The organism is Phaeobacter gallaeciensis (genome assembly GCF_001678945.1).
Taxonomy (GTDB): Bacteria; Pseudomonadota; Alphaproteobacteria; order Rhodobacterales; family Rhodobacteraceae; genus Phycobacter; species Phycobacter gallaeciensis_A.
The window spans coordinates 3,620,960-3,645,841 of record NZ_CP015124.1 but is presented as its reverse complement, the minus strand read 5'-3'; the positions used below and the strand labels follow the sequence as shown (position 1 = coordinate 3,645,841).

20 protein-coding genes are annotated in these 24,882 nt (G+C 62.5%); 7 read left to right on the top strand and 13 right to left on the bottom strand.

The features are described from left to right. Positions 1-42: 42 nt before the first annotated feature. From JL2886_RS17190 to JL2886_RS17175, 4 genes are read right to left on the bottom strand one after another with little or no spacing between them, the layout of a single operon-like run. Positions 43-1,983, bottom strand: a complete 1,941-nt coding sequence (locus tag JL2886_RS17190) for an acetyl/propionyl/methylcrotonyl-CoA carboxylase subunit alpha (protein WP_065273113.1) — start codon at positions 1,981-1,983, stop codon at positions 43-45. Further along, complete coding sequence (locus JL2886_RS17185) at positions 1,976-2,404, bottom strand: ASCH domain-containing protein (protein WP_065273112.1); 429 nt, start codon at positions 2,402-2,404, stop codon at positions 1,976-1,978. Before JL2886_RS17185 ends, JL2886_RS17190 begins: the two co-directional genes overlap by 8 nt. Positions 2,405-2,416: 12 nt before the next feature. Continuing rightward, the gene (locus JL2886_RS17180; protein ID WP_065273111.1) at positions 2,417-4,021 is read right to left on the bottom strand and encodes a carboxyl transferase domain-containing protein; all 1,605 of its coding nucleotides are present in this window, start codon (positions 4,019-4,021) and stop codon (positions 2,417-2,419) included. Then, on the bottom strand, positions 4,018-5,553 hold the full coding sequence (locus JL2886_RS17175) for an AMP-binding protein (RefSeq protein WP_065273110.1): 1,536 nt from the start codon (positions 5,551-5,553) through the stop codon (positions 4,018-4,020). Before JL2886_RS17175 ends, JL2886_RS17180 begins: the two co-directional genes overlap by 4 nt. Before the next feature lie 149 nt (positions 5,554-5,702). Here JL2886_RS17175 and JL2886_RS17170 point away from each other — a divergent pair, with 149 nt between their 5' ends. Continuing rightward, entirely contained in the window at positions 5,703-6,308 is a 606-nt protein-coding gene (locus JL2886_RS17170; RefSeq protein ID WP_065273793.1) for an OmpW/AlkL family protein, read from the top strand. Positions 6,309-6,401: 93 nt separating this feature from the next. Here JL2886_RS17170 and JL2886_RS17165 read toward each other — a convergent pair whose 3' ends face one another. The 3 genes from JL2886_RS17165 to JL2886_RS17155 all read right to left on the bottom strand — a co-directional run bounded on the left by JL2886_RS17165 (position 6,402) and on the right by JL2886_RS17155 (position 9,674). Then, positions 6,402-7,562, bottom strand: coding sequence for an isovaleryl-CoA dehydrogenase (locus tag JL2886_RS17165; RefSeq protein WP_065273109.1), 1,161 nt, complete (start codon positions 7,560-7,562; stop codon positions 6,402-6,404). A 165-nt stretch (positions 7,563-7,727) separates the two neighbouring features. Then, positions 7,728-8,921, bottom strand: a complete 1,194-nt coding sequence (locus JL2886_RS17160; protein ID WP_065273108.1) for a DegT/DnrJ/EryC1/StrS family aminotransferase — start codon at positions 8,919-8,921, stop codon at positions 7,728-7,730. Positions 8,922-9,011: 90 nt separating this feature from the next. Beyond that, positions 9,012-9,674: an HAD-IA family hydrolase gene (locus tag JL2886_RS17155; RefSeq protein WP_065273107.1), complete on the bottom strand. Its 663-nt coding sequence runs from the start codon at positions 9,672-9,674 to the stop codon at positions 9,012-9,014. A 130-nt stretch (positions 9,675-9,804) separates the two neighbouring features. Between JL2886_RS17155 and glmU the strand changes: the two genes are divergently transcribed. Genes glmU through JL2886_RS17140 form a run of 3 tightly spaced genes read left to right on the top strand, consistent with a single transcriptional unit; the run spans position 9,805 to position 13,686 of the window. After that, positions 9,805-11,160 (top strand): bifunctional UDP-N-acetylglucosamine diphosphorylase/glucosamine-1-phosphate N-acetyltransferase GlmU, encoded by a 1,356-nt coding sequence (gene glmU, locus JL2886_RS17150; protein ID WP_065273106.1) that lies wholly within the window; start codon positions 9,805-9,807, stop codon positions 11,158-11,160. Next, positions 11,160-12,983 carry a glutamine--fructose-6-phosphate transaminase (isomerizing) gene (gene glmS / locus JL2886_RS17145; protein ID WP_065273105.1) on the top strand — a complete coding sequence of 608 codons (1,824 nt, stop codon included), beginning with the start codon at positions 11,160-11,162 and terminating at the stop codon, positions 12,981-12,983. The genes glmU and glmS overlap by 1 nt, the downstream gene beginning before the upstream one ends. Positions 12,984-12,987: 4 nt before the next feature. Next, positions 12,988-13,686 carry a DNA alkylation repair protein gene (locus JL2886_RS17140; RefSeq protein ID WP_065273104.1) on the top strand — a complete coding sequence of 233 codons (699 nt, stop codon included), beginning with the start codon at positions 12,988-12,990 and terminating at the stop codon, positions 13,684-13,686. 33 nt (positions 13,687-13,719) lie between these two features. Here JL2886_RS17140 and JL2886_RS17135 read toward each other — a convergent pair whose 3' ends face one another. Then, positions 13,720-14,202, bottom strand: coding sequence for a hypothetical protein (locus JL2886_RS17135; RefSeq protein ID WP_065273103.1), 483 nt, complete (start codon positions 14,200-14,202; stop codon positions 13,720-13,722). A gap of 93 nt (positions 14,203-14,295) precedes the next feature. Between JL2886_RS17135 and moaA the strand changes: the two genes are divergently transcribed. The 3 genes from moaA to JL2886_RS17120 are packed head-to-tail and all read left to right on the top strand — an operon-like array spanning position 14,296 to position 17,681. Continuing rightward, entirely contained in the window at positions 14,296-15,303 is a 1,008-nt protein-coding gene (moaA, locus tag JL2886_RS17130; protein WP_065273102.1) for a GTP 3',8-cyclase MoaA, read from the top strand. Between the two features lies 1 nt (position 15,304). Further along, on the top strand, positions 15,305-16,645 hold the full coding sequence (locus JL2886_RS17125) for a 3-deoxy-D-manno-octulosonic acid transferase (protein ID WP_065273101.1): 1,341 nt from the start codon (positions 15,305-15,307) through the stop codon (positions 16,643-16,645). Then, entirely contained in the window at positions 16,638-17,681 is a 1,044-nt protein-coding gene (locus tag JL2886_RS17120) for a glycosyltransferase family 4 protein (RefSeq protein ID WP_065273100.1), read from the top strand. Before JL2886_RS17125 ends, JL2886_RS17120 begins: the two co-directional genes overlap by 8 nt. Positions 17,682-17,739: 58 nt before the next feature. Here the strand turns inward: JL2886_RS17120 and JL2886_RS17115 are convergent, their stop codons facing one another. From JL2886_RS17115 to JL2886_RS17095, 5 genes are all read right to left on the bottom strand, one after another. Further along, positions 17,740-18,903, bottom strand: coding sequence for a M20 aminoacylase family protein (locus JL2886_RS17115; RefSeq protein ID WP_065273099.1), 1,164 nt, complete (start codon positions 18,901-18,903; stop codon positions 17,740-17,742). Between the two features lie 96 nt (positions 18,904-18,999). Continuing rightward, positions 19,000-20,160 (bottom strand): M20 aminoacylase family protein, encoded by a 1,161-nt coding sequence (locus JL2886_RS17110; protein WP_065273098.1) that lies wholly within the window; start codon positions 20,158-20,160, stop codon positions 19,000-19,002. An 11-nt stretch (positions 20,161-20,171) separates the two neighbouring features. Next, positions 20,172-21,338 (bottom strand): M20 aminoacylase family protein, encoded by a 1,167-nt coding sequence (locus JL2886_RS17105; RefSeq protein WP_065273097.1) that lies wholly within the window; start codon positions 21,336-21,338, stop codon positions 20,172-20,174. Positions 21,339-21,679: 341 nt separating this feature from the next. Then, positions 21,680-22,846 carry an acetylornithine deacetylase gene (gene argE / locus JL2886_RS17100; RefSeq protein ID WP_065273096.1) on the bottom strand — a complete coding sequence of 389 codons (1,167 nt, stop codon included), beginning with the start codon at positions 22,844-22,846 and terminating at the stop codon, positions 21,680-21,682. Between the two features lie 4 nt (positions 22,847-22,850). Then, a complete protein-coding gene (locus tag JL2886_RS17095; RefSeq protein WP_065273095.1) occupies positions 22,851-24,671 on the bottom strand; it encodes an ABC transporter ATP-binding protein in 1,821 nt (606 codons plus the stop codon). Positions 24,672-24,882 lie beyond the last annotated feature (211 nt).

Below are 24,882 nucleotides of genomic sequence, written 5' to 3'. Positions count from 1 at the left end.
GGCAGCCCCCTGCCGCCAACGCAGTTTCTTTACGAGTGCCGATCAGTCTTCGGCCTCCTCCAGCCGCACCAGCGCGGCTCCGGCCTCGACCTGATCGCCAGCGGCGGCCAGAACTTCTGCCACGGTACCATCACGGGCAGCCAGCAGCGAATGCTCCATCTTCATGGCTTCGAGAATGGCAAGGCGATCACCTTCCTTCACCTTCTGGCCCGCTTCGGCGAAGACCGCCTTGACCAGACCCGGCATCGGTGCCTCGATCAAGTTCATGTCACCCCCGGCAGCCGACGCCCGATCCAACGGATCGATCACCTCGAACTGGATCCCGTAGCCATCGAAAACGGTGATCGTGTTCCCGGCCTGCGCCATCGGCGGCAGACGGTCGCCGCCCAGAACCCAGGCACCTCCGATACGGTTTGCCACGACCTGATCCTCACCGATGGCCCAGATCTGGCGATCCGGCCCGTCCACCTCGACCATGGCTTCGAACTCTTCGCCCTGATGGCTGAGATGGACCGAACGGTGCATGTCGGACCACAGGGTAAAACCGGTGTCCCAGTCGGTGTTGGTCAGTCCCAGCGCCTGCATCCCGGCAGCGGCCTTGTGCTCGGGCTTGACCATGGGTGCCTGCACCAGTTGATCCAGATCCCGCGCGATGAGGCCGGTATCGACATCACCCGCAGAGAAGCCGTCGTGTGCGGCCAATGCGCCAAGGAAGGCAAGGTTGGTTACCGTACCGCCCACTTGCGTTTCCGCCAAAGCCTGCGACAGGCGCGACAGGGCCACTGCGCGGGTGGGGCCATGCACGATCACCTTGGAGATCATCGGATCATACCAAGGGCTGATGGTGTCCCCTGCCCGCACGCCACTGTCGGCGCGGCAGCTTGCGGGGAATTGCAGATGCGTCAGCGTACCGGTTGCAGGCAGGAAGCCCTTTGGCACGTCTTCGGCATAAAGCCGCGCTTCAAAGGCGTGACCGGTGATGGTCAGCTCGTCCTGCTGTTGCGGCAGGCTTTCACCCGAAGCCACGCGCAGCTGCCATTCCACCAGATCGACGCCGGTGATCAGTTCGGTGACCGGATGTTCCACCTGCAGGCGGGTGTTCATCTCCATGAACCAGAACCCGTCGGGGCGCAGCCCGTTGGAGCCATCGACGATGAATTCCACCGTACCGGCGCCTTTATAGCCAATCGCCTCGGCCGCGCGCACACCTGCGCGGCCCATGGCCTCGCGCATTTCCTCGGTCATACCGGGCGCAGGTGCCTCTTCGATGACCTTCTGGTGACGGCGCTGCAGCGAGCAGTCCCGCTCGAACAGGTGCACCGCTGTGGTGCCATCGCCAAAGACCTGCACTTCGATATGGCGGGGTTGCTGGATGTATTTCTCGATCAAGACATCCGGGTTGCCAAAGGCCGTGGTGGCTTCGCCCTGCGCGCTTTTCAACGCCTCGTCGAAATCCTTTGGATCCTCGACCAGACGCATACCCTTGCCACCGCCACCGGCGACCGCCTTGATCAGGACGGGATAGCCGATGGTATCGGCAGCGCCCGACAGATGCTCGGGGTCCTGGTTCTTGCCGTGATAGCCGGGCACAACGGGCACGCCCGCCTCTTCCATCAGTGCCTTGGCCGCGTCTTTCAGTCCCATCTTGCGGATCGCATCCGCCGAGGGGCCGATGAACACAAGGCCAGCCGCCTCTACCGCGTCCACGAACTCGGGGTTTTCCGACAGGAAGCCATAGCCCGGATGGATCGCCTGAGCGCCGGTGGCCTTGGCGATGGCGATGATCTCATCCCCCAGAAGGTAGCTGTCGGCGGGCGCAGAGCCGGTGCCGATGTGAACTGCCTCATCCGCCATGGCCACATGTTTCGCGGCCCGGTCGGCGTCTGAGTAGATGGCCACGGTTTTCACGCCCATGGCGCGGGCGGTTTCCATGACACGGCAGGCGATCTCGCCCCGGTTTGCGATCAGAATCTTGTCAAACATCTTTGTGGTCTCCGAAATCACGGACCAGACGAAAGGTCTCAACCATCATCGGTGCGTTTTGGTGAAAGCGACCCGTACGGGTCAGGTAGCTTTCGTACCCCGCCCGCCAGTGCTCCAAGTCTTTGAATTCTCCCTGCGGCGGAACCATCTCTGCCGTTACGTCGCAAAAGCGGACCTTGTCCACCTTCACGGTTTCGGTGGCGCAGGCGGCCGTTCCGTCCCAGTTCAACACGATATCCACGCGCCCCACCTCGGGAAAGCTTTCCAGGCCATCGTCGAAGACCGACCAAGCCTCGCAGCTGACGGTCTTTGCGCCCGAGCGGATCAGGCCGATGATTTCGGCATTCAAGGCAGATGAATCGCCGGGGCGATAGCTTTGCGCAACGGGAAATGCTGCGAGGGCCTCTTCGAGGGGGATCATCGTTGCCTTACCTCACATCCGGAACACGCCAAAGCGTGTGTCTTCAATCGGGGCATTCAAAGCGGCGCTCAGCGACAGGGCCAGCACCTCGCGGGATTTTCGCGGGTCGATGATGCCATCGTCCCAAAGCCGCGCCGAGGCATAAAGCGGGTGGCTCTGCTCCTCGAACATCTCGATGGTGGGGCGCTTGAACTCGGCCTCCTCCTCGGCGCTCCAGCTGCCGCCCTGGCGCTCGATGGCGTCGCGTTTCACGGTGGCGAGAACGCCCGCCGCCTGCTCGCCGCCCATCACCGAGATCCGGCTGTTCGGCCAGGTCCACAGGAAGCGTGGCTGATAGGCCCGGCCCGACATGCCGTAGTTGCCAGCCCCAAAGGAGCCGCCCACCAGCATGGTGACTTTCGGTACATTGGTCGTTGCCACCGCTGTCACCATCTTGGCACCATGGCGGGCGATGCCTTCGTTCTCGTACTTGCGGCCCACCATGAAGCCGGTGATGTTCTGCAGGAAGACCAGCGGGATCTTACGCTGGGAGCACAGCTCCACGAAATGCGCGCCCTTCTGCGCGGCTTCGGAGAACAGCACACCGTTGTTGGCGATGATGCCCACCGGGCAGCCCTTCACATGGGCAAAGCCGGTGACCAGCGTTTCGCCAAAGCGCGGCTTGAACTCGTCAAAGCGCGACCCATCCACCAGACGCGCGATCACCTCGCGGATGTCATAAGGCGTGCGCAGATCACCGGGCACCACGCCAAGGATTTCTTCAGGGTCATAGGCGGGCTCTTCCGGGCTGGCCCAGTTGACGCCCAGCGGCTTGGTAATGTTGAGCGACTGCACCGCGCGCCGCGCCAGCGCCAGCGCGTGGGTGTCATCCTCGGCCAGATAATCGGCCACACCAGAGAGGCGCGTGTGCACATCACCGCCGCCCAGGTCTTCGGCGGAAACCACCTCACCCGTTGCGGCCTTCACCAGCGGAGGACCAGCAAGGAAGATGGTCCCCTGTTCCTTGACGATGATGGTCACATCCGACATCGCCGGTACATAGGCGCCGCCTGCGGTGCAGGAGCCCATGACCACGGCGATTTGCGGGATGCCTTTTGCGGACATGCGCGCCTGATTGTAGAAGATCCGGCCAAAGTGATCGCGGTCCGGGAAGACCTCGTCCTGGTTGGGCAGGTTGGCGCCGCCACTGTCCACCAGATAGATGCACGGCAGGCGGTTTTCCTCGGCGATCTCCTGCGCGCGCAGGTGCTTTTTCACCGTCATTGGGTAGTAGGTGCCGCCCTTCACGGTGGCATCGTTGCAGACCACCATGACCTCTTGCCCGTGGACGCGGCCGATGCCCGCGATCACGCCTGCGGCAGGAGCGGCGCCATCATACATACCATGGGCTGCCGTCGCGCCGACCTCCAGAAACGGAGAGCCCGGATCCAGAAGGTTCGCCACCCGGCGGCGCGGCAGCATCTTGCCCCGGCTTTCATGTCGGGCGCGGGATTTCTTACCGCCGCCCATGCGCGCGGCCTCCGCCGCCTCGTTGATCTGCGCCAGCGCCTCCAGATGCGCGGCGCGGTTCTGTTTGAAGCCTTCGGAGGAAGGCATTGCCTTGGATTGAAGTTTCATACGGAAGACTCCTGTTCAGCGGCCGCACGGGCCTTCAGTTCCTTGCGGATCACTTTGCCGGTCACGGTCATCGGCAAGGCGTCCAGAAATGCGATTTCACGGGGGTAGGAATAATGGGCCAGACGGCCCTTGACGTAGTCCTGCAGTTCTTTCTCGGTGGCCGCAGCGCCCTCTTTCAGCACCACATAGGCCTTGACGATCTCGGTGCGCATCGGGTCGGGCTTGCCAACGACGCCGACGGTGGCGACGCTGGGATGGGTCAGCAGGCAATCCTCGATCTCGGCCGGGCCGATGCGATAGCCGGAGGAGGTGATCACATCATCCTCACGGCCCACGAACCGCAGATAGTCGCCCTCCCAGATGCCGCGATCGCCTGTGATCAGCCAGTCGCCGTGGAATTTCTCGGCCGTCTCCTTGGGGCGGTTCCAATATTCCAGCATCATCGAGGCAGAGCCGCGCCGCACCGCCACATCGCCCTCCTGATCGGTGGGATTGCCATTAGCATCAATGACAGCGACCTCATGTCCTGGCACCGCCTTGCCGATGCAGCCCGGACGCGGCGGGTAATCCACGCCGCAGGAGGAGGCGACCATATTGCATTCTGTCTGCCCGTAGAATTCGTTGATGGTGAGGCCAAAAGCCTCCTGCGCCCAGGCCAGCATCTCGGCCCCCAAGGGCTCACCACCCGAAGCGACCGAGCGCAGGCCCGGCACCGCCTTCCCTGCGGCCTTCAGCATGCGCAGCGCGGTTGGCGGGAAGAAGATGTTGCGTACATCTCCGCGCGTGATCAGATCGACGCAGGCCTCAGGCGTGAATTTGTCGAGCCGCGCCGCGACGACCGGCACGCCCAGCGCTAGCCCTGGCATCAGCACATCGAACAGCCCGCCGATCCAGGCCCAATCGGCAGGGGTCCAGATGCAATCGCTCGGCTGGCCCAGGTGATCATGGCTGATGGCGACGCCCGGTAGATGGCCGGTCAACACCCGGTGGGCGTGCAGCGCGCCCTTGGGGCTGCCGGTGGTGCCGGAGGTATATATAAGGACAGCCGGGGTTTCCGGGCCGGTCGCGGCAAAGGGCACCGGGGCGCCGTCAATGCCTGCGTCCCGCACCATCACCGCCTCGGCCAGATCACCCAGCAGCAGCGCACCCTCGGGATCGGTCAGCACGAAACGCACCCCCGCATCCCCGGCGCGCGAGGCCAGCGCATCGTGCTGGAACAGCTTGAACAAGGGCACCGAAATGGCGCCGACCTTCCAGATCGCGAGATGCGCGGCAGCACACCAGGGCGACTGGCTGAGCAGCACACCCACCCGGTCGCCCGGCTGGATCCGCGACAGAAGATAGCGCGCCAGACCATCGACCATCGCCGCCAGTTCCCCATGGGAAATGTCGCGCCGCGCGGCGCCGGTCAGATCGATCAGCGCCAGCGCATCTGCCGGGTGATCCATGGCCTGTGCCGCCATATTGAGCCGCTCTCGCAGATCCCAGCGACCATCGGGCGTCAGCCCCGGAATGCTACAATAGTCCTGCATAGTCAGATCTTCCTAAATCGCATGGCAGGCATGCGCGTTTTGTGGTGCATTTCAAAGGCTCGGCACAAACCTGCTTGATCCAGATCAGAGACGTTTTCGCCTCCATCGCGCATGATCCCGGCGTACTCGAAAGAAAAGGGATCTTCCCCATGAAACGCATCGTTTCCGCCCTCGCCCTCTCTGCTGCATGCGCCGCCTTTGCGGCCCCGGCCCTTGCCCAGTCGCAAGGCGACTGGACCTTCGGTGCGGGGATCGCCAACGTGAACCCCAAATCGAACAACGGCACGTTGGCCGGGGGTGCCGCAACGGTCAGCGATGAAACGCAACTGTCTCTGACAGTTGAATATTTCATCCGCGACAACCTTGGCATCGAACTCTTGGCCGCGACCCCGTTCGAGCATGACGTCACCATCGCCGGTGTCGGCTATGCCGGTTCGACCAAGCAGTTGCCGCCGACCCTGTCGCTGAACTACCACTTCCCGACCAACAGCAAGATCACGCCCTTCGTCGGCATTGGTGTGAACTACACCACCTTCTTTGAAGAAAGCTCGCCGCTTGGCGTGCTGAACCTTGATGACAGCTGGGGTCTTGCGCTCAACGCCGGTGCGGACTGGCAAGTGTCGGACAACGGTGCGCTGCGTCTGAACGTGCGCTACATGGATATCGAGACCGACGCCTTCCTGAACGGTGCCGCGATCGGTACCGCCGAGATTGATCCGGTTGTTGTGGGTGTTGCCTACGTCCACCGCTTCTGACCCTCTGATCCGGTTTCCCGGGCGGGCGCTGCCGCCTGCCCGGACCACAGACAAGCCCGCGTGCCTTCCCTCGGTCACGCGGGCTTACTGCTTTTACATGGTTGCCATCAGCTCGCGGCCGATCAGCATGCGGCGGATTTCCGAGGTGCCTGCGCCGATTTCCATCAGCTTGGCATCGCGGAAGATCCGGCCCACCGGATTGTCAGACAGATAACCGGCACCGCCAAAGGCCTGCACCGCCTGGTGCGCCTGCACCATTGCCTGCTCAGAGGCATAAAGGCAGCAAGCCGCCGCGTCTTGGCGCGTCACCGTGCCATTGTCGCAGGCCTTGGCCACTTCGTAGATATAGGCGCGCGAGGAATTCATCGCCGTGTACATATCGGCGATCTTGCCCTGCATCAGCTGGAAGCTTCCGATCGGCTTGCCGAACTGCTTGCGCTCTTTCATGTAGGGCATCATCTCGTCCATGCAGGCGGCGATGATACCGCTGCCGATGCCCGCCAGAACCACGCGTTCGTAATCAAGGCCGGACATCAAGACCTGAACGCCCCTGCCCTCTTCGCCCAGCACGTTCTCAAATGGCACTTCGCAGTCTTCAAAGATCAGCTCGCCGGTGTTGGAGCCACGCATGCCCAGCTTGTCGAAATGCACTGAGGTCGAGAACCCCTTGAACTCTTTCTCGATCAGGAAGGCGGTGATGCCCTTGGAGCCTGCTTCGGGATCGGTCTTGGCGTAGACCACCAGCGTGTCGGCATCGGGGCCGTTGGTGATCCAGTATTTGTTACCGTTGAGGCGGTAATGATCGTTGCGCTTTTCCGCCCGCAGGGACATCGACACAACATCAGAGCCGGCGCCCGCTTCGGACATCGCCAGGGCGCCGACGTGTTCACCCGAAATCAGCCGGGGCAGGTATTTCTTCTTCTGCTCGGCATTGCCGTTCAGCTTGATCTGGTTGACGCAAAGGTTGGAGTGCGCACCATAAGACAAGGACACCGAGGCGCTGGCGCGGGCAATTTCCTCGACCGCGATGGTATGGGCCAGATAGGACATCCCGGCTCCGCCGAATTCCTCGGGGACGGTGATACCCAGAAGACCGAGCTCACCCATCTCCTGCCACAGCTCGGCGGGGAATTCGTTCTTCTGATCGATCTCCTGCGCCATCGGCTTGACGCGCTCTTGCGCCCAGCGGTGCACCATGTCGCGCAGGGCGTTTACATCTTCGCCCAGATCAAAAGTCATGCTTGCGTTGAACATCTCGCGTCTCCTCCCGAGTCATCGCGAATTATTTGAACATGTGTTCATTTATTGCCGACAAGCCACCACAGGTCAAGAGGTCACGTGGGGACACGAAAAGGCCGGACCCTGTCGGGGCCCGGCCAGTCGGAGTTGATTGGTTCTGAAAACAGCCTCTGCTGTGGTTCAGGCGCCCTGAAACACTGCACCGACCTCGGCGCGGATGATGCGGGCGATCTGGGCGCAGTCCTCAAGGCTGAAGGTCAGCGGAACCCGCATATCGACGATCCCCGCCAGAATGCGATCACTTTTGGGCAGCGACGGCGTCTCGGCGTAGCGCCAGCTGTCATAGCGGGAGGTAAAGGCCACGGGCTGCGGTTCACCAAACCACTTCAGCTCAACCCCGCGGGCGGCGCAGCGGCGCAGGACTTCCTGCACCCGGTCCGCAGCCCAATCCAGCAACAGAAACTGGATAGAAGAGCCGACATAGGTTTCCGCTACCGGGCGCTCCACGACGGTCAGGCCGGGCGTGCCGCGCACCCCGGTTTCGACCTCCCTGTAGCGTTCATTCCAGCGGGCGACCTGCACCTCCAGATCGCGCAGCTGGGGCCGCAGGATCGCCGCCCGCAGATTGTCCATCCGCCCAGAAATATTCGGGGTTTCGTATTTCACCCGTTCGAACACCTCTGGCCCCGGCGCGGCCAGATGACGGCCATAGAGCATGTAGGATCCGGACAGGATGATAGCCCGCGCGGCGACCTCCTCGTCATCGGTGATCAGCAATCCGCCCTCACCCGAGTTCACGTGCTTGTAGGTCTGGCAGGAATAGCAGCCCACCGTGCCATGCCGTCCCGAAAGGGTGCCATTCCAGGCCGCCCCCATGGTGTGGGCGCAATCCTCGATTACGGTGATCCCGGCGTCGTTGCAGATCTCCATCAGCCGGTCCATGTCACACAGATGCCCGCGCATATGGCTCAGCATCAGCACATCCGCCTGATCAGCCTTGGCGGTCAGATCCTCCAGATCGATGGTCAGATCCTCGGTCACATCCACATAGACCGGCGTGGCGCCGACAGCTGCGATGGAGCCCGGCACCGGCGCGAGGGTAAAGGCATTGGTCAGCACCCGGTCGCCATGTTTCACGCCAACCGCTCTTAGCGCGGTGGCCAGTGCGTAGCCGCCCGAAGCAACCGCCAGACAGTATTTCGCCCCCATCTGATCGGCGAATTCGCGCTCCAGCAGCGCGGTCTCTCCGGCCTCGTCGCCCGCAACATTGTAGCGGTGCAGACGGCCATGGCGCAGTACCTCCATCGCGGCGGAAATCGCCTCTTCGGGAATGGGTTCCTGCTGGGTGAAACTGCCAGTGAAAATCTCGCTCATGGCCTGTTTGTGAGCGCGGCCAGCTGCGGGGTCAAGGGGGAAGCCGCTGTCGCGCCCGGTTTCAGACGCGTGCGGAAGGACATCAGATCATCAGGGCAGCAATTCCGCCACCACCCCGGGCAGATCTTCATACCGGTGCAGCAGCGCCTCGGGATTCAGCGCCGCCATGTCATCGCCTGCAGGACCGAAGGTGACGAGGACCGAGGGCACGCCCGCCGCGGCGGATGTGTTGCGGTCGGTATCGCTGTCGCCAATCAGAACGGTGCGCGCGGGATCACCGCCCGCGCGGCGGGCCGCTTCGAACAAGGGCGCGGGATCGGGTTTTCGCACCGGCAGCGTATCGGCGCCCACAAGCGAGGCAAAGGCATCGCGCACGCCAAGGGATCGCATCAGATGCTCGGCCAGCGCCTCAGGCTTGTTGGTGCAGATGCCAACGCCATAGCCAGCCAGTTTTAACGCCTCGACGGCATCCATCGCGCCGGGATACAGAACGGTGTGGTGATCGATTGCGCCTTTGTACGCCTCCAGCAGCACGGGATAAAAGGTTTCGACAGTAGCGTCATCGTACTCATTGACCCGCTTCAGCCCCTCGGTCAGCATCCGCTTGCCACCGCGCAGGGCAATTGCCGCGTCGCCCGGGCGGGTCAGCAGATCGCCATGGCCCATCTGGCGGAAGCAGGCATTGGCCGCTGCCAGCAAATCCCCCGACGTGTCCGCCAGAGTACCATCCAGATCAAAGATCACTGTCCGCATATCGTCCCCTTTCGGCGCATTTCCGCCGCATGATGTTGCAAGCCGCAACCTAGTTTGATGGCGCAATGGCTTGCGCACCCACTGTTAGCGGATAAAACGGGGGCGCTGAAAAGACAAAGAGAAACATAACATGAGCACAGCCCTCGTCATCCTGGCCGCAGGCAAAGGCACGCGGATGAATTCGGATCTGCCTAAGGTCCTGCATCCCATCGCCCAGGCCCCCATGCTGGAACACGCCATGTCCGCCGGGCGCGCTTTGGAGCCGGAGCGGATCGTCGTGGTTGCCGGTCATGGCGCCGAAGCAGTGCGCGCCGCCGTGGCCGACATCGACGTGAGCGCCGAGGTTGTGCTGCAAGATGAACAGCTGGGCACAGGTCACGCAGTGGATCAGGCAAGGGAGGCGCTGGCCGGGTTTGATGGCGATGCGGTGGTTCTTTATGGCGACACGCCTTTTGTCAGCGGCGAGACCATCACCCGCATGATCGAAGCGCGCGCCAAGGCCGATCTGGTGGTTCTGGGCTTTGAGGCTGCTGACCCTGGCCGCTATGGGCGGCTTGTGATGGACGGCGACAGTCTGGAGCGGATCGTCGAGTTCAAGGACGCGAGCGAGACCGAACGCGCAATCACCTTCTGCAATTCCGGCCTGATGGCCTGCGCATCGCAGCTGATGTTCGAACTGATCGCCGAGATCGGCAACGACAATGCGGCGGGCGAATACTATCTCACCGATTTGGTGGAACTGGCCCGCGCCAAGGGCCTGCGCGTCACCGCCGTAGCCTGTGACGAGGCCGAAACGCTGGGCATTAACAGCCGCGCGGAACTGGCCCAGGCCGATGCGCTGTTCCAGAGCCGCGCCCGCGCCGAGGCGCTGGAAAATGGCGTCACCCTGATGGCGCCGGAAACCGTCTATTTCGCCTTTGACACCGTGGTCGGCCGCGATGCGGTCATCGAACCCAACGTGGTGTTCGGCCCTGGCGTCACGGTAGAAAGCGGCGCGTTGATCCGCGCCTTTTCGCATCTCGAAGGCTGCCACGTCAGCCGCGGCGCCAAGGTCGGCCCCTATGCCCGCCTGCGCCCCGGCGCCGAACTGGCAGAAGACACCCATATCGGCAACTTCGTCGAGATCAAGAACGCCGAAATCGCTGCTGGCGCCAAGGTCAATCATCTTTCTTACGTGGGCGATGCCTCGGTCGGCGAAGCCACCAATATCGGGGCCGGCACCATCACCTGCAACTATGATGGCGTAATGAAGCACCGGACCGAAATCGGCGCCCGCAGCTTTATCGGCTCCAACACCCTTCTGGTGGCACCGGTGCGCATCGGCGATGAGGCGATGACCGCCAGCGGCACCGTGGTGACAAAAAATGTCGACGATGGTGATCTGGCAATCTCGCGCAGCGCCCAGGAAAACAAACCCGGCCGCGCGCGAAAACTGATGGACATGCTGCGTGCCAAGAAGGCCCGCAAGGCAAAAGGAGGCGCGTAATGTGCGGAATCGTCGGAGTTCTTGGCAATCATGAAGCCGCGCCCCTGCTGGTGGAGGCGCTGAAGCGGCTGGAATACCGCGGCTATGACAGTGCCGGTATTGCCACCGTCAACGACGGCAAGCTGGAACGCCGCCGCGCTGTCGGCAAGCTGGTCAACCTCAGCGACCTGCTGGTGCATGAGCCGCTGGCGGGAAAATCCGGCATCGGCCACACCCGCTGGGCCACCCACGGCGAACCTTCGGTCAACAACGCGCACCCGCATCGTGCCGGCGCAGTGTCGGTCGTGCATAATGGCATCATCGAAAACTACCGCGACCTGCGGGCGGAACTGGCCAAGGAAGGGATCGAGTTTCAGACCGAAACCGATACCGAAACCGTCGCGCTGATGACAGAGCGCTACATGCGCGGTGGGCTGTCCGCCGCCGAGGCCGCACAGAAAACCCTGTCACGGCTGGAGGGCGCCTTTGCCCTCGCCTTCCTGTTCGACGGCGAAGAGGATTTGATGGTGGCCGCCCGCAAGGGCTCGCCCCTGGCGATCGGTCATGGCACCGGCGAAATGTTCGTCGGCAGTGATGCCATCGCCCTGGCGCCGCTTACGGATAAGATCACCTATCTTGAGGAAGGCGACTGCGCCGTCCTGACCCGCAGCAGCCTGGAGATCCGCGACGCAAACGGGGATCTGGCGAACCGCGAAATGCGCACCATTCAGATAGACGCAGCACAGGTCGACAAGGCCGGGCATAAGCATTTCATGGCCAAGGAAATCGCCGAACAGCCCACGGTCATTGCCGAAGCCATCCGCCACTACCTGCCAGTCGGCGAAGACGCGGTGCACCTGCCAGGAGACGGGATCGATTTCACAAAAATCGACCGGCTGACACTGGTCGCCTGTGGCACCGCCTTTTATGCCTGCCTCACTGCGAAATACTGGTTCGAAAAACTGGCCCGCATTCCGGTCGAGGTCGATATCGCCTCCGAGTTCCGCTATCGCGAACCACCGATCCCCGGTCGCACTGCCGCACTGTTTGTCTCCCAATCGGGCGAGACCGCAGATACCCTCGCCGCCCTGCGCTATTGCAAGGACAAGGCCGATCAGATCTTGTCGGTGGTCAATGTCCCCGAAAGCTCCATCGCCCGCGAGAGCGATCTGGCCCTGCCGATCCATGCTGGCGTCGAAATCGGGGTCGCCTCGACCAAAGCCTTTACCTGCCAGCTGAGCGTGCTGTTGATGCTGGCCCTCAAGGCCGCAACCGACCGGGGCGAAATCGGCGAAGAGGAGCTGCAGGCGCATGTCTCCGCTCTGCGCGGGCTTCCGAACGTCATGTCTGCTGCACTGGAGCAGAACGAGGCGATCCGTCAGGCCTCCCTGAAGCTCAGCGAAGCGCGGGATGTGCTGTTCCTGGGCCGGGGGCTGATGTTCCCGCTGGCGCTCGAAGGCGCGCTGAAACTGAAGGAAATCAGCTACATCCACGCCGAAGCTTATGCCTCGGGGGAATTGAAACACGGCCCCATCGCGCTCATCGACAACAACATGCCGGTCGTGGTTCTCGCCCCGCGGGACGATCTTTTCGACAAATCGGTCTCCAACATGCAGGAAGTCATGGCGCGCAAGGGCAAGGTGATGCTGGTCTCGGATGCCGAAGGGCTTGCCGAGGCGGGTGACGAGGTCTGGCAGGCAATCCGCATGCCGCAGGTCCACGACAGCCTGTCGCCGATCCTTTACGCCCTGCCCGCGCAGATGCTGGCCTATCACACCGCCGTGGCCAAGGGCACCGATGTGGACCAGCCGCGCAACCTCGCCAAATCCGTGACGGTGGAATGATCCGATGGCGCTGGACGAGGCGCTGGGGCAGCTGCGCGCCCTGATCGAACCGGGCCGCGCCGAGCAGATGGCGGCCTATCACAAGCAGAACCGGGAGGTTCTGGGTATCCCGAACCCGGCGCTCAACGAGTTGACCAAGGGCTGGCGGCAGAGCCTCACGGTGGAAGAGCGCGTCGCCCTTGCCGATGCCCTGTGGAATACGGACATCTTCGAGGCGCGCCTCGCTGCCGCCAAACTGCTAACCCAGGCCCGGATCAAGGGCGACGACGCCGCCTGGGCGTTGATCTGCTCCTGGGTGCCGCAGTTCGATAGCTGGGCCATCGCCGACCATGCCTGCATGGCGGCGCAGAAACGGCTGGTGGCGGATCCCGCCCGGCTGGACGATGTTGAGACCTGGACGCAGTCCGAACATATGTGGACCCGCCGGGCCGCATTGGTCGCCACCCTGCCCTGGGCCAAAATGAACAATCTCAAACCCGCCGATCAGGCCCGGCGGGCGCGGATCATCACATGGGCGGCAGGCTATGTGCCAGACCGCGACTGGTTCATTCAGAAAGCCATCGCTTGGTGGCTGCGCGATCTTAGCAAACACGATGCAGAGGCCACCCGTATCTTTCTGGCGACCCATGGCGATGCGATGAAACCCTTTGCCCGCAAGGAAGCCGGGAAATACCTTCGCAACGAGGCGCCAAAGGCAGGCTAATCCACGGGTTTGGTTCACCGGTCAGTTGGCCCGTCAGTTGGCCGGGCGCACCTGTAGCTCAACCAGCTCGGTCAAAGGCAGACCAAGCGCCCGCATTGCAGCGATGGACACCCGGGCGCTGCCCCCGTTTGCCGCCGGTTTCAGCGTCACCTGCACCTCTGCACCGCTGGCGCTGCGCAATACCGCCTGTTGCTCGGTGCCGACCAAAGAGGTCTCCATCCACAGTCCCGGAACCGCCGGATCCCCCAGCGAGGCGACCACCTGCTCGGTGCCGGTGAAGATTGAGGACGCCGCAGGCGCCTCAGCCTCGGACACCATATCCTCCTCCACAGCATCCGGCACCGTCAGGGCGCCACCGGTTGCATCCAGCGGCGCGCCAGTCACGGGCGCTGCGGTCGGCGCCGGGGTGCTGCTTGCGGCCTGTCCACGCAGGTCGGGAAAGTCCAAATTCCCGCAACCGGCAAGCAGCAGCAGGGACAATGGCAGGGCGGCGGAGCATGAGACTGTGATACGCATGGCCGTAAATCTATTGGCGCACACAGATCTTTACCAGCAGGAAAATGCACTCCCCTCTTGTCGCAGGCAAGGCGCCGCTTTACCTATGCAGTCATGACTGCTCCGCTGATCGATCCCTTCGCCCGCGCCATCACCTACCTGCGCGTCTCGGTTACTGACCGTTGTGACTTCCGTTGCGTCTATTGCATGTCGGAAAACATGACCTTTCTACCCAAGAAAGAACTGCTGACGCTGGAGGAACTGGACCGGCTGTGTTCGACCTTTGTCGGCATGGGCGTGGAAAAGCTACGCATCACCGGCGGTGAGCCTCTGGTGCGGCGCGATATCATGACCTTCTTCCGCGGCATGACCCGGCATCTGGACAGCGGCGCCCTCAAGGAACTGACGCTGACCACCAACGGCTCGCAGCTGGAGAAATACGCCCAGGATCTGTTTGATGCCGGGGTACGCCGGGTCAATATCTCGCTCGATACGCTGGACGAGCAGAAATTCGCGGCAGTCACCCGCTGGGGCCGCCTGCCGCAGGTCATGCGTGGCATCGATGCGGCGCAAAAAGCGGGCCTCAGGGTCAAGATCAACGCCGTGGCGCTGAAAGGTTTTAACGAACCGGAGCTGCCCGAGATCACCCGCTGGTGCGCCTCGCGTGATATTGACCTCACCTGGATCGAGGTCATGCCGATGGGCGATATCGGCAATGAGGACCGCCTGGACCAATACTGGTCGCTCAAGGACGTGCGGCGCGAATACGAAAATCACTATACCGTGACCGATCTGGCGGAACGCAGCGGCGGCCCGGCCCGCTATGTGCGGCTGGAAGAGACCGGTCAGAAGATCGGTTTCATCACCCCGCTCAGCCATAATTTCTGCGAAAGCTGTAACCGGGTGCGCCTGACCTGCACCGGCGAGCTTTACATGTGCCTGGGTCAGGAAGACATGGCCGATCTGCGCGCGCCCCTGCGCGACCACCCGGACAGCGAGGCCCCTCTCGAAGAGGCGATCCGCGCCGCGATCAACCTCAAACCCAAGGGCCATGATTTCGATTACTCCCGGCAGACGCCCGGCGGCCAGATGTCCCGCCACATGAGCCACACCGGCGGCTGAGATGACCAGCCAAGGTTCTGGCGGCAAGGCGACGGCTCTGTTTCACGCCTACCGGGCCGTCACCGCGCTGATTGCGCCCTTTGCCTACCGCAAGGTTGCCGCAAAACTGGCGGCGCAGGGTGTGTCCCCGCAGCGCCAGCGCGAGCGTCTGGGCCATGCCAGCCAGCCACGCCCCACCCTGCCCTCCGATGCGCCGCTGATCTGGTTTCACGGCGCCTCGGTTGGGGAGAGCCTGGCCGCGATCACCCTGATCAACCGGCTCGCGGAAAAACGCAGCGACGCACGCTTCCTTCTGACCTCGGGTACCGCCACCTCGGCTGCGATGGCTGAAACGCGGCTACCAAAGGGCGCGATACATCAGTTTGCCCCACTGGATGCGGCCGGACCGGTGCGCAGGTTCCTCGATCACTGGCGGCCCGATGCCGGGATCTTCGTCGAAAGCGAACTCTGGCCTGTCACCCTCAGCGCCGCTCATAAGCGCGGCACCCGGCTGGCGCTGGTCAATGCCCGCCTGTCCGACCGCTCGGTCCGCAGCTGGCAGAAACGCGCCGCTACCGCCCGTTTCATCCTGTCGCGTTTCGATCTGCTGCTAAGCCAGAACGATCACATGGCACAGAACCTTATTTCGCTTGGCGCCGATACCGCGCGGGTGCAGCCCGGTGGCAACCTCAAGGCCGGGGCTGCCGCCCTGCCGGTTGACGCGGCGGTGGTGGAGGCACTGCGATCCGACGTCGGTGCGCGGCCGGTGTGGATTGCCTCATCGACCCACGACGGCGAGGAAGAGACTATTCTTGCAGCGCATCGCACCCTGCTGTACCGTTTTCCCGACTTGTGCCTGGTGCTGATCCCGCGCCATCCGGAACGCAGTGACAAGGTTGCCGAACTCATCCGCGACGCCGAGTTGACCTTCGCGCGGCGCAGCAAGGGAGAAGCGATCACCCCGCAGACGCAGGTCTATCTGGCCGACACGCTGGGCGAGCTGGGCACATTCTACGCGCTGTCTCCGCTGGTGTTTCTAGGCGGCTCGCTACGGCCCATTGGCGGGCATAATCCGTTTGAAGTGGCACAGGCAGGCGCCGCCGTGATCACCGGTCCCGGCACCAGCAATTTTACCGAGACCTTCCCGCCGCTGATCGCCGCTGGCGGTGCGGTCGAAGTGCAGGACGCACCCCAACTGGCGCATGCCGTACAGCACTGGCTGGATGACCCCAAAGCCCTGCAGACCGCCTGCACGGCTGCCTCCGGCTTTGCCAAATCACAAGCGCAGGAGCTGGATGGCGTGGCGGATCTTCTGATCGACCGGCTGGGGCTTGGGGCCAAAGGGACACATCCCGATGCCTGAGCTCTTCGTCACCAATTTCAACCGTAATTTCACCGGGGTTTCGGCCACGGCCGCCAATGTGATCCGCCAGCAGGCAAACACCCATGATCTGCGGCTGGTGGGCCGCCCCCTGCCCGGCTGCCCGGACCCGATTACCACGGCCGAGGCGCGGCGCCTGTGCAGAAACGCCCCGGACGGCAAACCCTTCGCCATCTGGCACGTGCGGCGCAATACGGAAATGCGCGCGGCGATCTGGGCGCGGGATGTGCTGCGCCTTCCGATCCGCATCGTCTTTACCTCGGCGGCGCAGCGGCGGCATTCGGCCCTGCCGCGCTGGCTGATCAGCCGGATGGATGCGGTCGTGGCCACCACGGACAAGGCTGCTGAATTCGTACCGCACGTGCGCGCGGTGGTGCCGCATGGGGTAGACACCGATCTGTTCCAGCCAGCAGACAACCGCGACACCGCCTGGGCGGCGCTGGGATATGGCGGAACCCGCGGCATCGCTACGATTGGCCGTATCCGCCCAGAAAAGGGCACCGATATTTTTGTCGATGCGATGATCGACCTCTTGCCCACCCTGCCCGGCGCGGTCGCGCTGGTGATTGGCCGCGCGGCGCGCGAACATCAGGGATTTCTAAAGGATTTGAAATCCCGCATCGCTGCTGCGGGTCTAGGTGATCGTATCCTGTTTCCCGGCGAAATCCCCGCCGCAGATCTGCCGCCGCTGATGCGGGCGTTGTCACTGGTGATGCAACTGCCCCGCTACGAAGGCTACGGCATGGCTCCGCTGGAAGGTATGGCCAGCGGTGTGCCCTTTGTGGGGGCCGAGGCTGGGTACTACCGCGCCTTTTCGGCCCAGAGCAAAAGCGGGTTGATCGTACCGCTTGAGGCCGCGCAAGCCGCAGCCGAAGCTGCCCGCGCGATCCTGAGCGATCCGGCGCGCCATGCCCAGATGGCACGGGATGCCCGCAACATCGCCCTGCACAGTTTCAGCGCCCGCGCTGAAGCAGATGGGATCGAGGCGGTCTATCAGGCGCTCTGGTCCGAAGGCTGAACATGAAAAAGGCCCGACGATCTGCCGGGCCTTCTTCTTTCAAAAAACTCAGCCTCTATCAGGCGGCGGGCATGCGCTGCTCGACGATACCGGCCCACCAGCTGCAACCAGCCGGAATGGCCTCGTCGTTGAAGTTGTATTCCGGGTGGTGCACATCGGCGCTGTCGCCGTTGCCAACCAGGATATAGGCGCCGGGACGCTCTTCCAGCATATAAGCGAAGTCTTCGCCGCCCATGACCAGCGGCGCTTCATCGCAGTTGCCGGAGATATCGGAAGCAACCTTGGCTGCGAATTCGGTCTGCTCTTCGTGGTTTACCATGACCGGATAACCGCGGTTGTAGGTGACGTCGGCCGTGCCGCCAAAGGTCGCTGCAACGCCTGCGCAGATTTCCTTGATCCGCTTTTCGGCCAGATCGCGCATCTCTTTCGACATGGTGCGCACGGTGCCTTTGATCTGAACCCGCTGCGGGATCACGTTGAATGCCTTGGAAGAGGTTTCGAATGAGGTCACCGAGACAACCACGCGATCCACCGGATCGGCATTGCGCGATGCGATGGTCTGCAGCGCCAGAACCGCCTGAGCGGTCATCACGGTGGTGTCGATGGTCTCATGCGGTTTCGCCGCATGGCCGCCGCGTCCCTCAAAGGTGATGTCAAAGGTGTCGGTCGCGGCAAAAAAGGCACCGGGGCGGATCGAGAAGCTGCCGATCGGTTTACCCGGCCAGTTGTGCATGCCGTAGACTTCCTGGATGTTCCAGCGCTCCATCATGCCGTCGTCGCACATCTCTTTGCCGCCGCCGCCGCCTTCTTCGGCGGGCTGGAAGATCACCACAACGGTGCCATCAAAGTTGCGGGTCTCGGACAGGTATTTGGCAGCGCCCAGCAGCATCGCGGTGTGGCCGTCATGGCCGCAGGCGTGCATGGCATTGGCGGTTTTGGAGGCATACTCAAGCCCGGTCTGTTCGTGGATCGGCAGCGCGTCCATATCGGCGCGCAACCCGATGACCTTGCCCGAGGTGTCGGACTTGCCCTTGATCACGCCGACAACGCCGGTGCGGCCGATGCCGGTGACAATCTCGTCGCAGCCGAATTCCTTCAGCTTGTCTGCCACCAGCGCCGAAGTGCGGTGGGTTTCGAACAGGATTTCGGGGTTCTCGTGAAGATCACGGCGCCAGGCGGTGATTTCCTCCTGAAGCTCGGCAAAACGGTTCTTGACCGGCATAGTGTCACTCCTTGTTTTTATCATGTGCGGCGCCAAATGCGCCGCCGGGTTTGCTGTCGCAGGCGCCATAGGCTCCCGCGAGGGTCCGTGGCCGGATCAGGCCGCGGGCATTCTGCCTTCGACGATTTCCGCGAACCAGCTGATGCCGGCCGGGATGATCTCGTCGTTGAAATCGTATTCGGGGTGATGCAGGCCCGCGCTGGGGCCGTTGCCCAGACGGATCATCGCCCCGGGGCGCTCCTGCAGCATAAAGGAAAAGTCCTCACCGCCCATCAGGATCGGCACATCATCGCAGATACCAACCGCCTGCGCCGCGGCGCGGGCGTATTCCGTGGCCGCATCGTCGTTGATGGTGACCGGCACGCCGATGCGCATTTCCAGTTCGACCGAGCCGCCAAAGGTCGCCGCCACGCCTTCAGCGATTTCCTTGATCCGCTTTGGGATCATCGCGCGCACGTCTTCGGAGTGGGTGCGGATGGTGCCGCGGACCTCTGCCTTGTCGGGGATCACGTTGAACGCCTTGGAAGAGGTCTCGGCGCTGGTCAGCGACATCACCGCCTTCTCCACCGGATCCATGTTGCGCGACACGATGGTCTGCAACGCGGTGATCATATGGCACATCATCACCGTGGTATCGACGGTCATGTTCGGCTTGGCCCCGTGGCCGCCCCGCCCGCTCAGATGCAGGGTGAATTCGTCGACCGAGGCCAGGATCGGCCCGGGGCGAATGGCGAATGTGCCTGCCTCAATGCCGGGACTGTTGTGGATGGCATAGACTTCGTCGATGCTGAAACGCTCCATCATCCCGTCTTTGACCATGGCCTCGCCGCCATTGCCGCCTTCTTCGGCAGGCTGGAAAATCATCACAGCAGTACCGTCAAAATTGCGGGTCTCCGCGAGGTATTTGGCTGCCCCCAGCAGCATTGCGGTGTGACCGTCATGGCCGCAGGCGTGCATCGCGTTGGGGATCTTGGAGGCATGCGGCAGGCCGGTCTGTTCCTGCATTGGCAGCGCGTCCATATCGGCGCGCAGACCGATGGCACGCCCCTTGCTGTCGCTCTTGCCCCGGATCACCGCAACGACGCCGGTACGGCCGATCCCTGTCACGACCTCATCACAGCCAAATTCTTTCAGCTTTTCCGCCACCAGGGCAGAGGTGCGGTGGGTGTCGTAAAGGATCTCGGGGTTTTCGTGGATGTCGCGGCGCCAGGCTGCGACCTCTTTCTGAAACTCTGCGGCGCGGTTCTTGACTGGCATTATCGATCTCCTCAGGCGGCGGGCATACGTCGTTCGACCAGTTCGGCGAACCAGCTGCACCCCAGCGGGATGGCATTGTCGTCAAACACATAGGCCGGGTGGTGGCACATGGCGGTGTCGCCATTGCCGAGGAACATATACGCGCCGGGGCGCTCTTCCAGCATATAGGCGAAATCCTCGGACGGCATGATCGGGTCGGTGTTGTCGACCACATCCGCAGAGACTACACGGGCAGCTTCGACGGCGTAACCCGTCTCCTCTTCGGTGTTGATGGTGACGGGATAGCCCGGCGACCATTCGACCTTTGCCTCGGCGCCATAGGCGGCAGCGACGTTTTCCGCGATCTGGCGCACCCAGCCTTCGGCCTGCTGACGGTACTCGGTATCAAGGGTGCGCACGGTGCCCTGCAGACGGGCGGTATGCGCTATCACGTTCGACGCGGTGCTGTCGGTTTCAAAGGTGCCGACGGTCAGGACCACGCGTTTCACCGGGTTCACGTTGCGCGACACGATGGAATGCAGCGACACCACGATCTGCGACGCCACCAAAGTCGTGTCGATGGCATCATGCGGCGCCGCCGCATGGCCGCCCTTGCCGGTCACGGTGATTTCGAATTCATCCGAGGACGCCAGCAGGGCCCCGGGGCGGATAGCAAACTGCCCGACAGGCAGGCCCGGCATATTGTGGAGACCATAGACTTCCTGAATACCCCAGCGCTCCATCAGCCCGTCATCGCACATCGCCTTGCCGCCAGCGCCGCCTTCTTCGGCAGGCTGGAAGATCAGCACGACCTTGCCATCAAAGTTGCGCGTCTCGGACAGGTATTTCGCTGCCCCCAGCAGGATCGAGGTGTGACCATCGTGGCCACAGGCGTGCATCACGCCCGGCGTTTTCGAGGCATAATCGACACCCGAGGCTTCGGTGATGGGCAGCGCATCCATGTCGGCGCGCAACCCGATCACCCGTCCCGAGGTGTTGGTCTTGCCTTCGATCACCGCGACGACGCCAGTGCGGCCGATGCCGGTGGTGATATCGGTGAGACCAAATTCCTTCAGCCGTTCCTCCACAAATCCGGCGGTCTTGTGAACCTCGTACATCAGTTCCGGATTCTCATGCAGGTGACGGCGCCATTTGGTGATTTCATCCTGCAGATCGGCAAAACGGTTTTTGACTGGCATCCTGTTCCTCTTGCGTTGTGCCCGCACGGCTGCGGTTCCGGGGCACTGTCAGTCAATTAAGTTGCGTTAGCAAGTATCACAAGCAGACGAGCTGCCATGCAAAACGCGTCAAAGCGAACCAATTTTGGCCTCCGAAATTTCACCCCCATTAAATCAATGGTTTAACCCGAACCAATTTGCAGATTTGCACTGCTGCATTGGTTCGCCCCCGAAAAAATATTTGTATTTGCACAAAATAGCGGCCTAGGGAGTGGGCTAATGAAAACGGGCTGCATCGCCCTGCGATACAGCCCGTCCGTGTTCAGAATATGCATCAGGCGCTCAAGCACCGCGCCCTTGGATCAGGCCGCCAGCCGGTCCACCAACTGCCGCATGAAATCGTGACCGGCGTTGAACTGGGCGACGGTGATGAATTCATTCGGCTGATGCGCCTGGGCAATATCGCCGGGGCCACAGATGACAGCGGAATAGCCCGCTTCCTGGAATTGCCCCGCTTCGGTGCCATAGCTGACAACGTGGGTGCCATTGTCCCCGGTGATCATCCGCACCAGTGTTTCCGCTGCGCCCTCCTGTTCGGGGACGAGCCCCGGAACGTTGAACTTCTTTTCGATCTCGATTCGCGCCTCCGGATGCACCGCCTGCATCTCGGCTTCGATGCGGCGCACTTCGGCCAGATAAGCTTCTTCCCAATCGGCAGCGTTTTCGCCGGGCACCACGCGGAAATCCATCACGAACCGGCAATCCTTGGCGGTGATGTTATGAGCCGTGCCACCTTCGATCATGCCGACGTGGCAGGTGGTATAGGGCGGCGTGAACATCGCCGGGATCTCCTCCGGCTCGGCAGCCGCATTTTCCGCATTACGGTGGTTAGCCCAGTCGATCAACCGCGCCCCCTGCATCACCGCGCTGACCCCGGTGTGCATCAGCGAGCTGTGCACCTCAAAGCCGATCAGATGGGTGTCATAGCCAATGCCGCCTTTGTGGCCGGTCACCGCCTTCATCATCGACGGCTCGCCGACGATGACCGCGCCGCCCTTGGGCAGCACGGGCTGCATCGCTTCGATCATCGGCGGGGCGCCGGTGCAGCCGATTTCCTCGTCAAAGGAAAGCGCCAGTTGCAGCGGACGATTTACGCCGCGCCGGTGCGCCTCGACCAGAGCCCAGATCGCCAGCGCGTCGAAGCCTTTCATATCGCAGCAGCCGCGCCCGTAGTATTTGCCGTCACGCTCCACCACAGTGAAAGGATCGCTGTCCCAGGGCTGGCCGTCGACCGGCACCACATCGGTATGGCCGGACAGGACCACCGCCCCTTCGACCTTCGGTCCGGCATGGGCAAAGACCGCAGCCTTGTGCGGCTGATCGGGATCGACCCAGCGGTGCGGCGTGATGCCATGGCTGCTCAGGTACTCTTCGACCCATTCGACCAGCGGCAGATTCGTGTCCCGGCTGACGGTGGGAAAGGAAACCAGTTTCTCCATCAGCTCCAGCGGCGTCAGAATATCAGCCACAGGATCAATACCCACTGTCGGTGGTCAGAACGAAATGGCCCGGCTCTAGCTCAAGGTACTCTGACGGCTCCGGCTTGTAGTCGGTGCCGTGAATGGGCGAGGGAATCGGTTTGAAGTTCAGATCCTTTTCGCTCTTACGCTTGCGCGGATCGGCGATAGGCACGGCCTTCATCAGCGCCTGGGTATAGGCGTGCAGCGGGTTGGCAAAGACGCGGTCGCGCGGGCCGATTTCAACGATCCGGCCCAGATACATCACGCCCACCTGATGGCTGACGCGTTCGACGACGGCCATGTCGTGGCTGATGAACAAGAAGGACAGCCCCAATTCGGCCTGCAGTTCCATCATCAGGTTCAGAACCTGCGCCTGCACCGACACGTCCAGCGCCGAGACCGCCTCGTCCGCGACGATCAGTTTGGGATTGAGCGCCAGCGCCCGGGCAATGGCGATCCGCTGCCGCTGACCACCGGACATTTCATGCGGATAGCGGCGCATGAAGCTGCGCGGCAGGTGCACACGGTCGAACAGCGAGGCAACGCGATCCTGCAGTTCCGAGCCCGAGGCGAGCCCGTAGTTGCGCATCGGTTCAGCCACTTGATCCAAGAGCTGCATCTGCGGATTGAGCGAGGCAAAGGGATCCTGGAAGATCATCTGCATGTCGAGACGCGCCTTGTGCATCTGCGAATTGCTGAGCCCCAGAATATCGCGCCCCTCGAAATTTACCTGCCCCGACATGGGTTCGACCAGACGGAGAATCGAGCGTCCCGCGCTGGATTTACCACAACCGGATTCGCCGACCAGCGACAGGGTCTGGCCCTTGAACACCTTGAACGAGACGTCCTCGACCGCGTGCACATTGGCAACGGTACGGCGCAGCACCCCGCCTTTGACCGGGAAACGGGTGGTCAGGTTCTTAACCTCAAGAAGCACCTCATCGGTGCCCTTGATCGGTTCGATCTTCTGGTCCTCGACGCCCATCAGTTTCATCGGTTCGGGGTAGTCCTTACCGATCATTTCGCCCAGTTTTGGCACGGCGGCCAGCAGGGCGCGGGTATAGTCGTGCTGCGGGTTTTCAAAGATCTCGGTGACGGTGCCTTCTTCGACCTTGTTGCCGCGGAACATAACCACCACGCGGTCCGCCATTTGCGCCACAACCGCCATATCGTGGGTGATGAACATCACCGCAGTGCCGGTTTCCCGTTTCAGCCGGTCCATCAGGGCCAGAATTTCGGCCTGAATGGTCACATCAAGCGCGGTGGTCGGCTCATCCGCGATGAGAAGGCGCGGCTCACAGGCCATCGCCATCGCGATCACCACACGCTGACGCATACCCCCGGACAGCTCATGCGGGTATTGCTTCAGGCGCCGTTCGGGTTCGGGGATGCGCACCTGACGCAAAAGTTCCAGCGCCCGCTCTTCTGCCTGTTTTTTAGTCATGTTCTTGTGGATGCGCAGACCTTCGGTCAGTTGGCGCCCCACAGTGAACACCGGATTGAGCGCAGTCATCGGCTCCTGGAAGATCATTCCGATCTCGTTGCCGCGAATCTGCTTCATCATCTCCTGTTCGGCCTTGGCCAGGTCGGTGGTTTCACCTCCACGGCCATTGAACAGCAGTTCCCCACCCGCGATTTCGCCGCCGCCGAACTCGACGAGACGCATCAGGGAGAGGGAAGAAACCGATTTCCCCGAACCGGATTCGCCCACGATACAAACGGTTTCGCCCGGGTTGACGTCAAACGAGACATCCTCAACCCCGACGACCGGGCCGTCCTTGGTCTGAAATTCGACCCGCAAGCCCTTAATTTGTGCAATTGGTTGGTCCAGCACCCCAGTCGTCCCCTTATCGGTAAATCGTTATCCGCTGCATCGTTGGCAGTCTTTCAAGGCCGAGATGTAAGCTGATCATTGAAGCTTCGTCAAACCAATGGGCGGCGTTAAGCGAAATTTTGGATCCGAAGGCTTGCAATTTCCGCAAACTCTGTTTCGATACCTCCCAGTGTCTGCCCGGGCAATCTGGCGCGCAGGACCGGCCATGGCC

Bases quoted from the DNA above. Each gene is read 5' to 3' on its own strand.
- moaA (WP_065273102.1), top strand. From the start codon at position 14,296: ATGACTGCTCCGCTGATCGATCCCTTCGCCCGCGCCATCACCTACCTG.
- JL2886_RS17105 (WP_065273097.1), bottom strand. From the start codon at position 21,338: ATGCCAGTCAAAAACCGTTTTGCCGATCTGCAGGATGAAATCACCAAA.
- JL2886_RS17140 (WP_065273104.1), top strand. From the start codon at position 12,988: ATGGCGCTGGACGAGGCGCTGGGGCAGCTGCGCGCCCTGATCGAACCG.
- glmS (WP_065273105.1), top strand. From the start codon at position 11,160: ATGTGCGGAATCGTCGGAGTTCTTGGCAATCATGAAGCCGCGCCCCTG.
- JL2886_RS17115 (WP_065273099.1), bottom strand. From the start codon at position 18,903: ATGCCGGTCAAGAACCGTTTTGCCGAGCTTCAGGAGGAAATCACCGCC.
- JL2886_RS17135 (WP_065273103.1), bottom strand. From the start codon at position 14,202: ATGCGTATCACAGTCTCATGCTCCGCCGCCCTGCCATTGTCCCTGCTG.
- JL2886_RS17155 (WP_065273107.1), bottom strand. From the start codon at position 9,674: ATGCGGACAGTGATCTTTGATCTGGATGGTACTCTGGCGGACACGTCG.
- JL2886_RS17185 (WP_065273112.1), bottom strand. From the start codon at position 2,404: ATGATCCCCCTCGAAGAGGCCCTCGCAGCATTTCCCGTTGCGCAAAGC.
- JL2886_RS17190 (WP_065273113.1), bottom strand. From the start codon at position 1,983: ATGTTTGACAAGATTCTGATCGCAAACCGGGGCGAGATCGCCTGCCGT.
- JL2886_RS17120 (WP_065273100.1), top strand. From the start codon at position 16,638: ATGCCTGAGCTCTTCGTCACCAATTTCAACCGTAATTTCACCGGGGTT.
- JL2886_RS17175 (WP_065273110.1), bottom strand. From the start codon at position 5,553: ATGCAGGACTATTGTAGCATTCCGGGGCTGACGCCCGATGGTCGCTGG.
- JL2886_RS17170 (WP_065273793.1), top strand. From the start codon at position 5,703: ATGAAACGCATCGTTTCCGCCCTCGCCCTCTCTGCTGCATGCGCCGCC.
- JL2886_RS17110 (WP_065273098.1), bottom strand. From the start codon at position 20,160: ATGCCAGTCAAGAACCGCGCCGCAGAGTTTCAGAAAGAGGTCGCAGCC.
- JL2886_RS17180 (WP_065273111.1), bottom strand. From the start codon at position 4,021: ATGAAACTTCAATCCAAGGCAATGCCTTCCTCCGAAGGCTTCAAACAG.
- glmU (WP_065273106.1), top strand. From the start codon at position 9,805: ATGAGCACAGCCCTCGTCATCCTGGCCGCAGGCAAAGGCACGCGGATG.
- JL2886_RS17125 (WP_065273101.1), top strand. From the start codon at position 15,305: ATGACCAGCCAAGGTTCTGGCGGCAAGGCGACGGCTCTGTTTCACGCC.
- JL2886_RS17165 (WP_065273109.1), bottom strand. From the start codon at position 7,562: ATGTTCAACGCAAGCATGACTTTTGATCTGGGCGAAGATGTAAACGCC.
- JL2886_RS17160 (WP_065273108.1), bottom strand. From the start codon at position 8,921: ATGAGCGAGATTTTCACTGGCAGTTTCACCCAGCAGGAACCCATTCCC.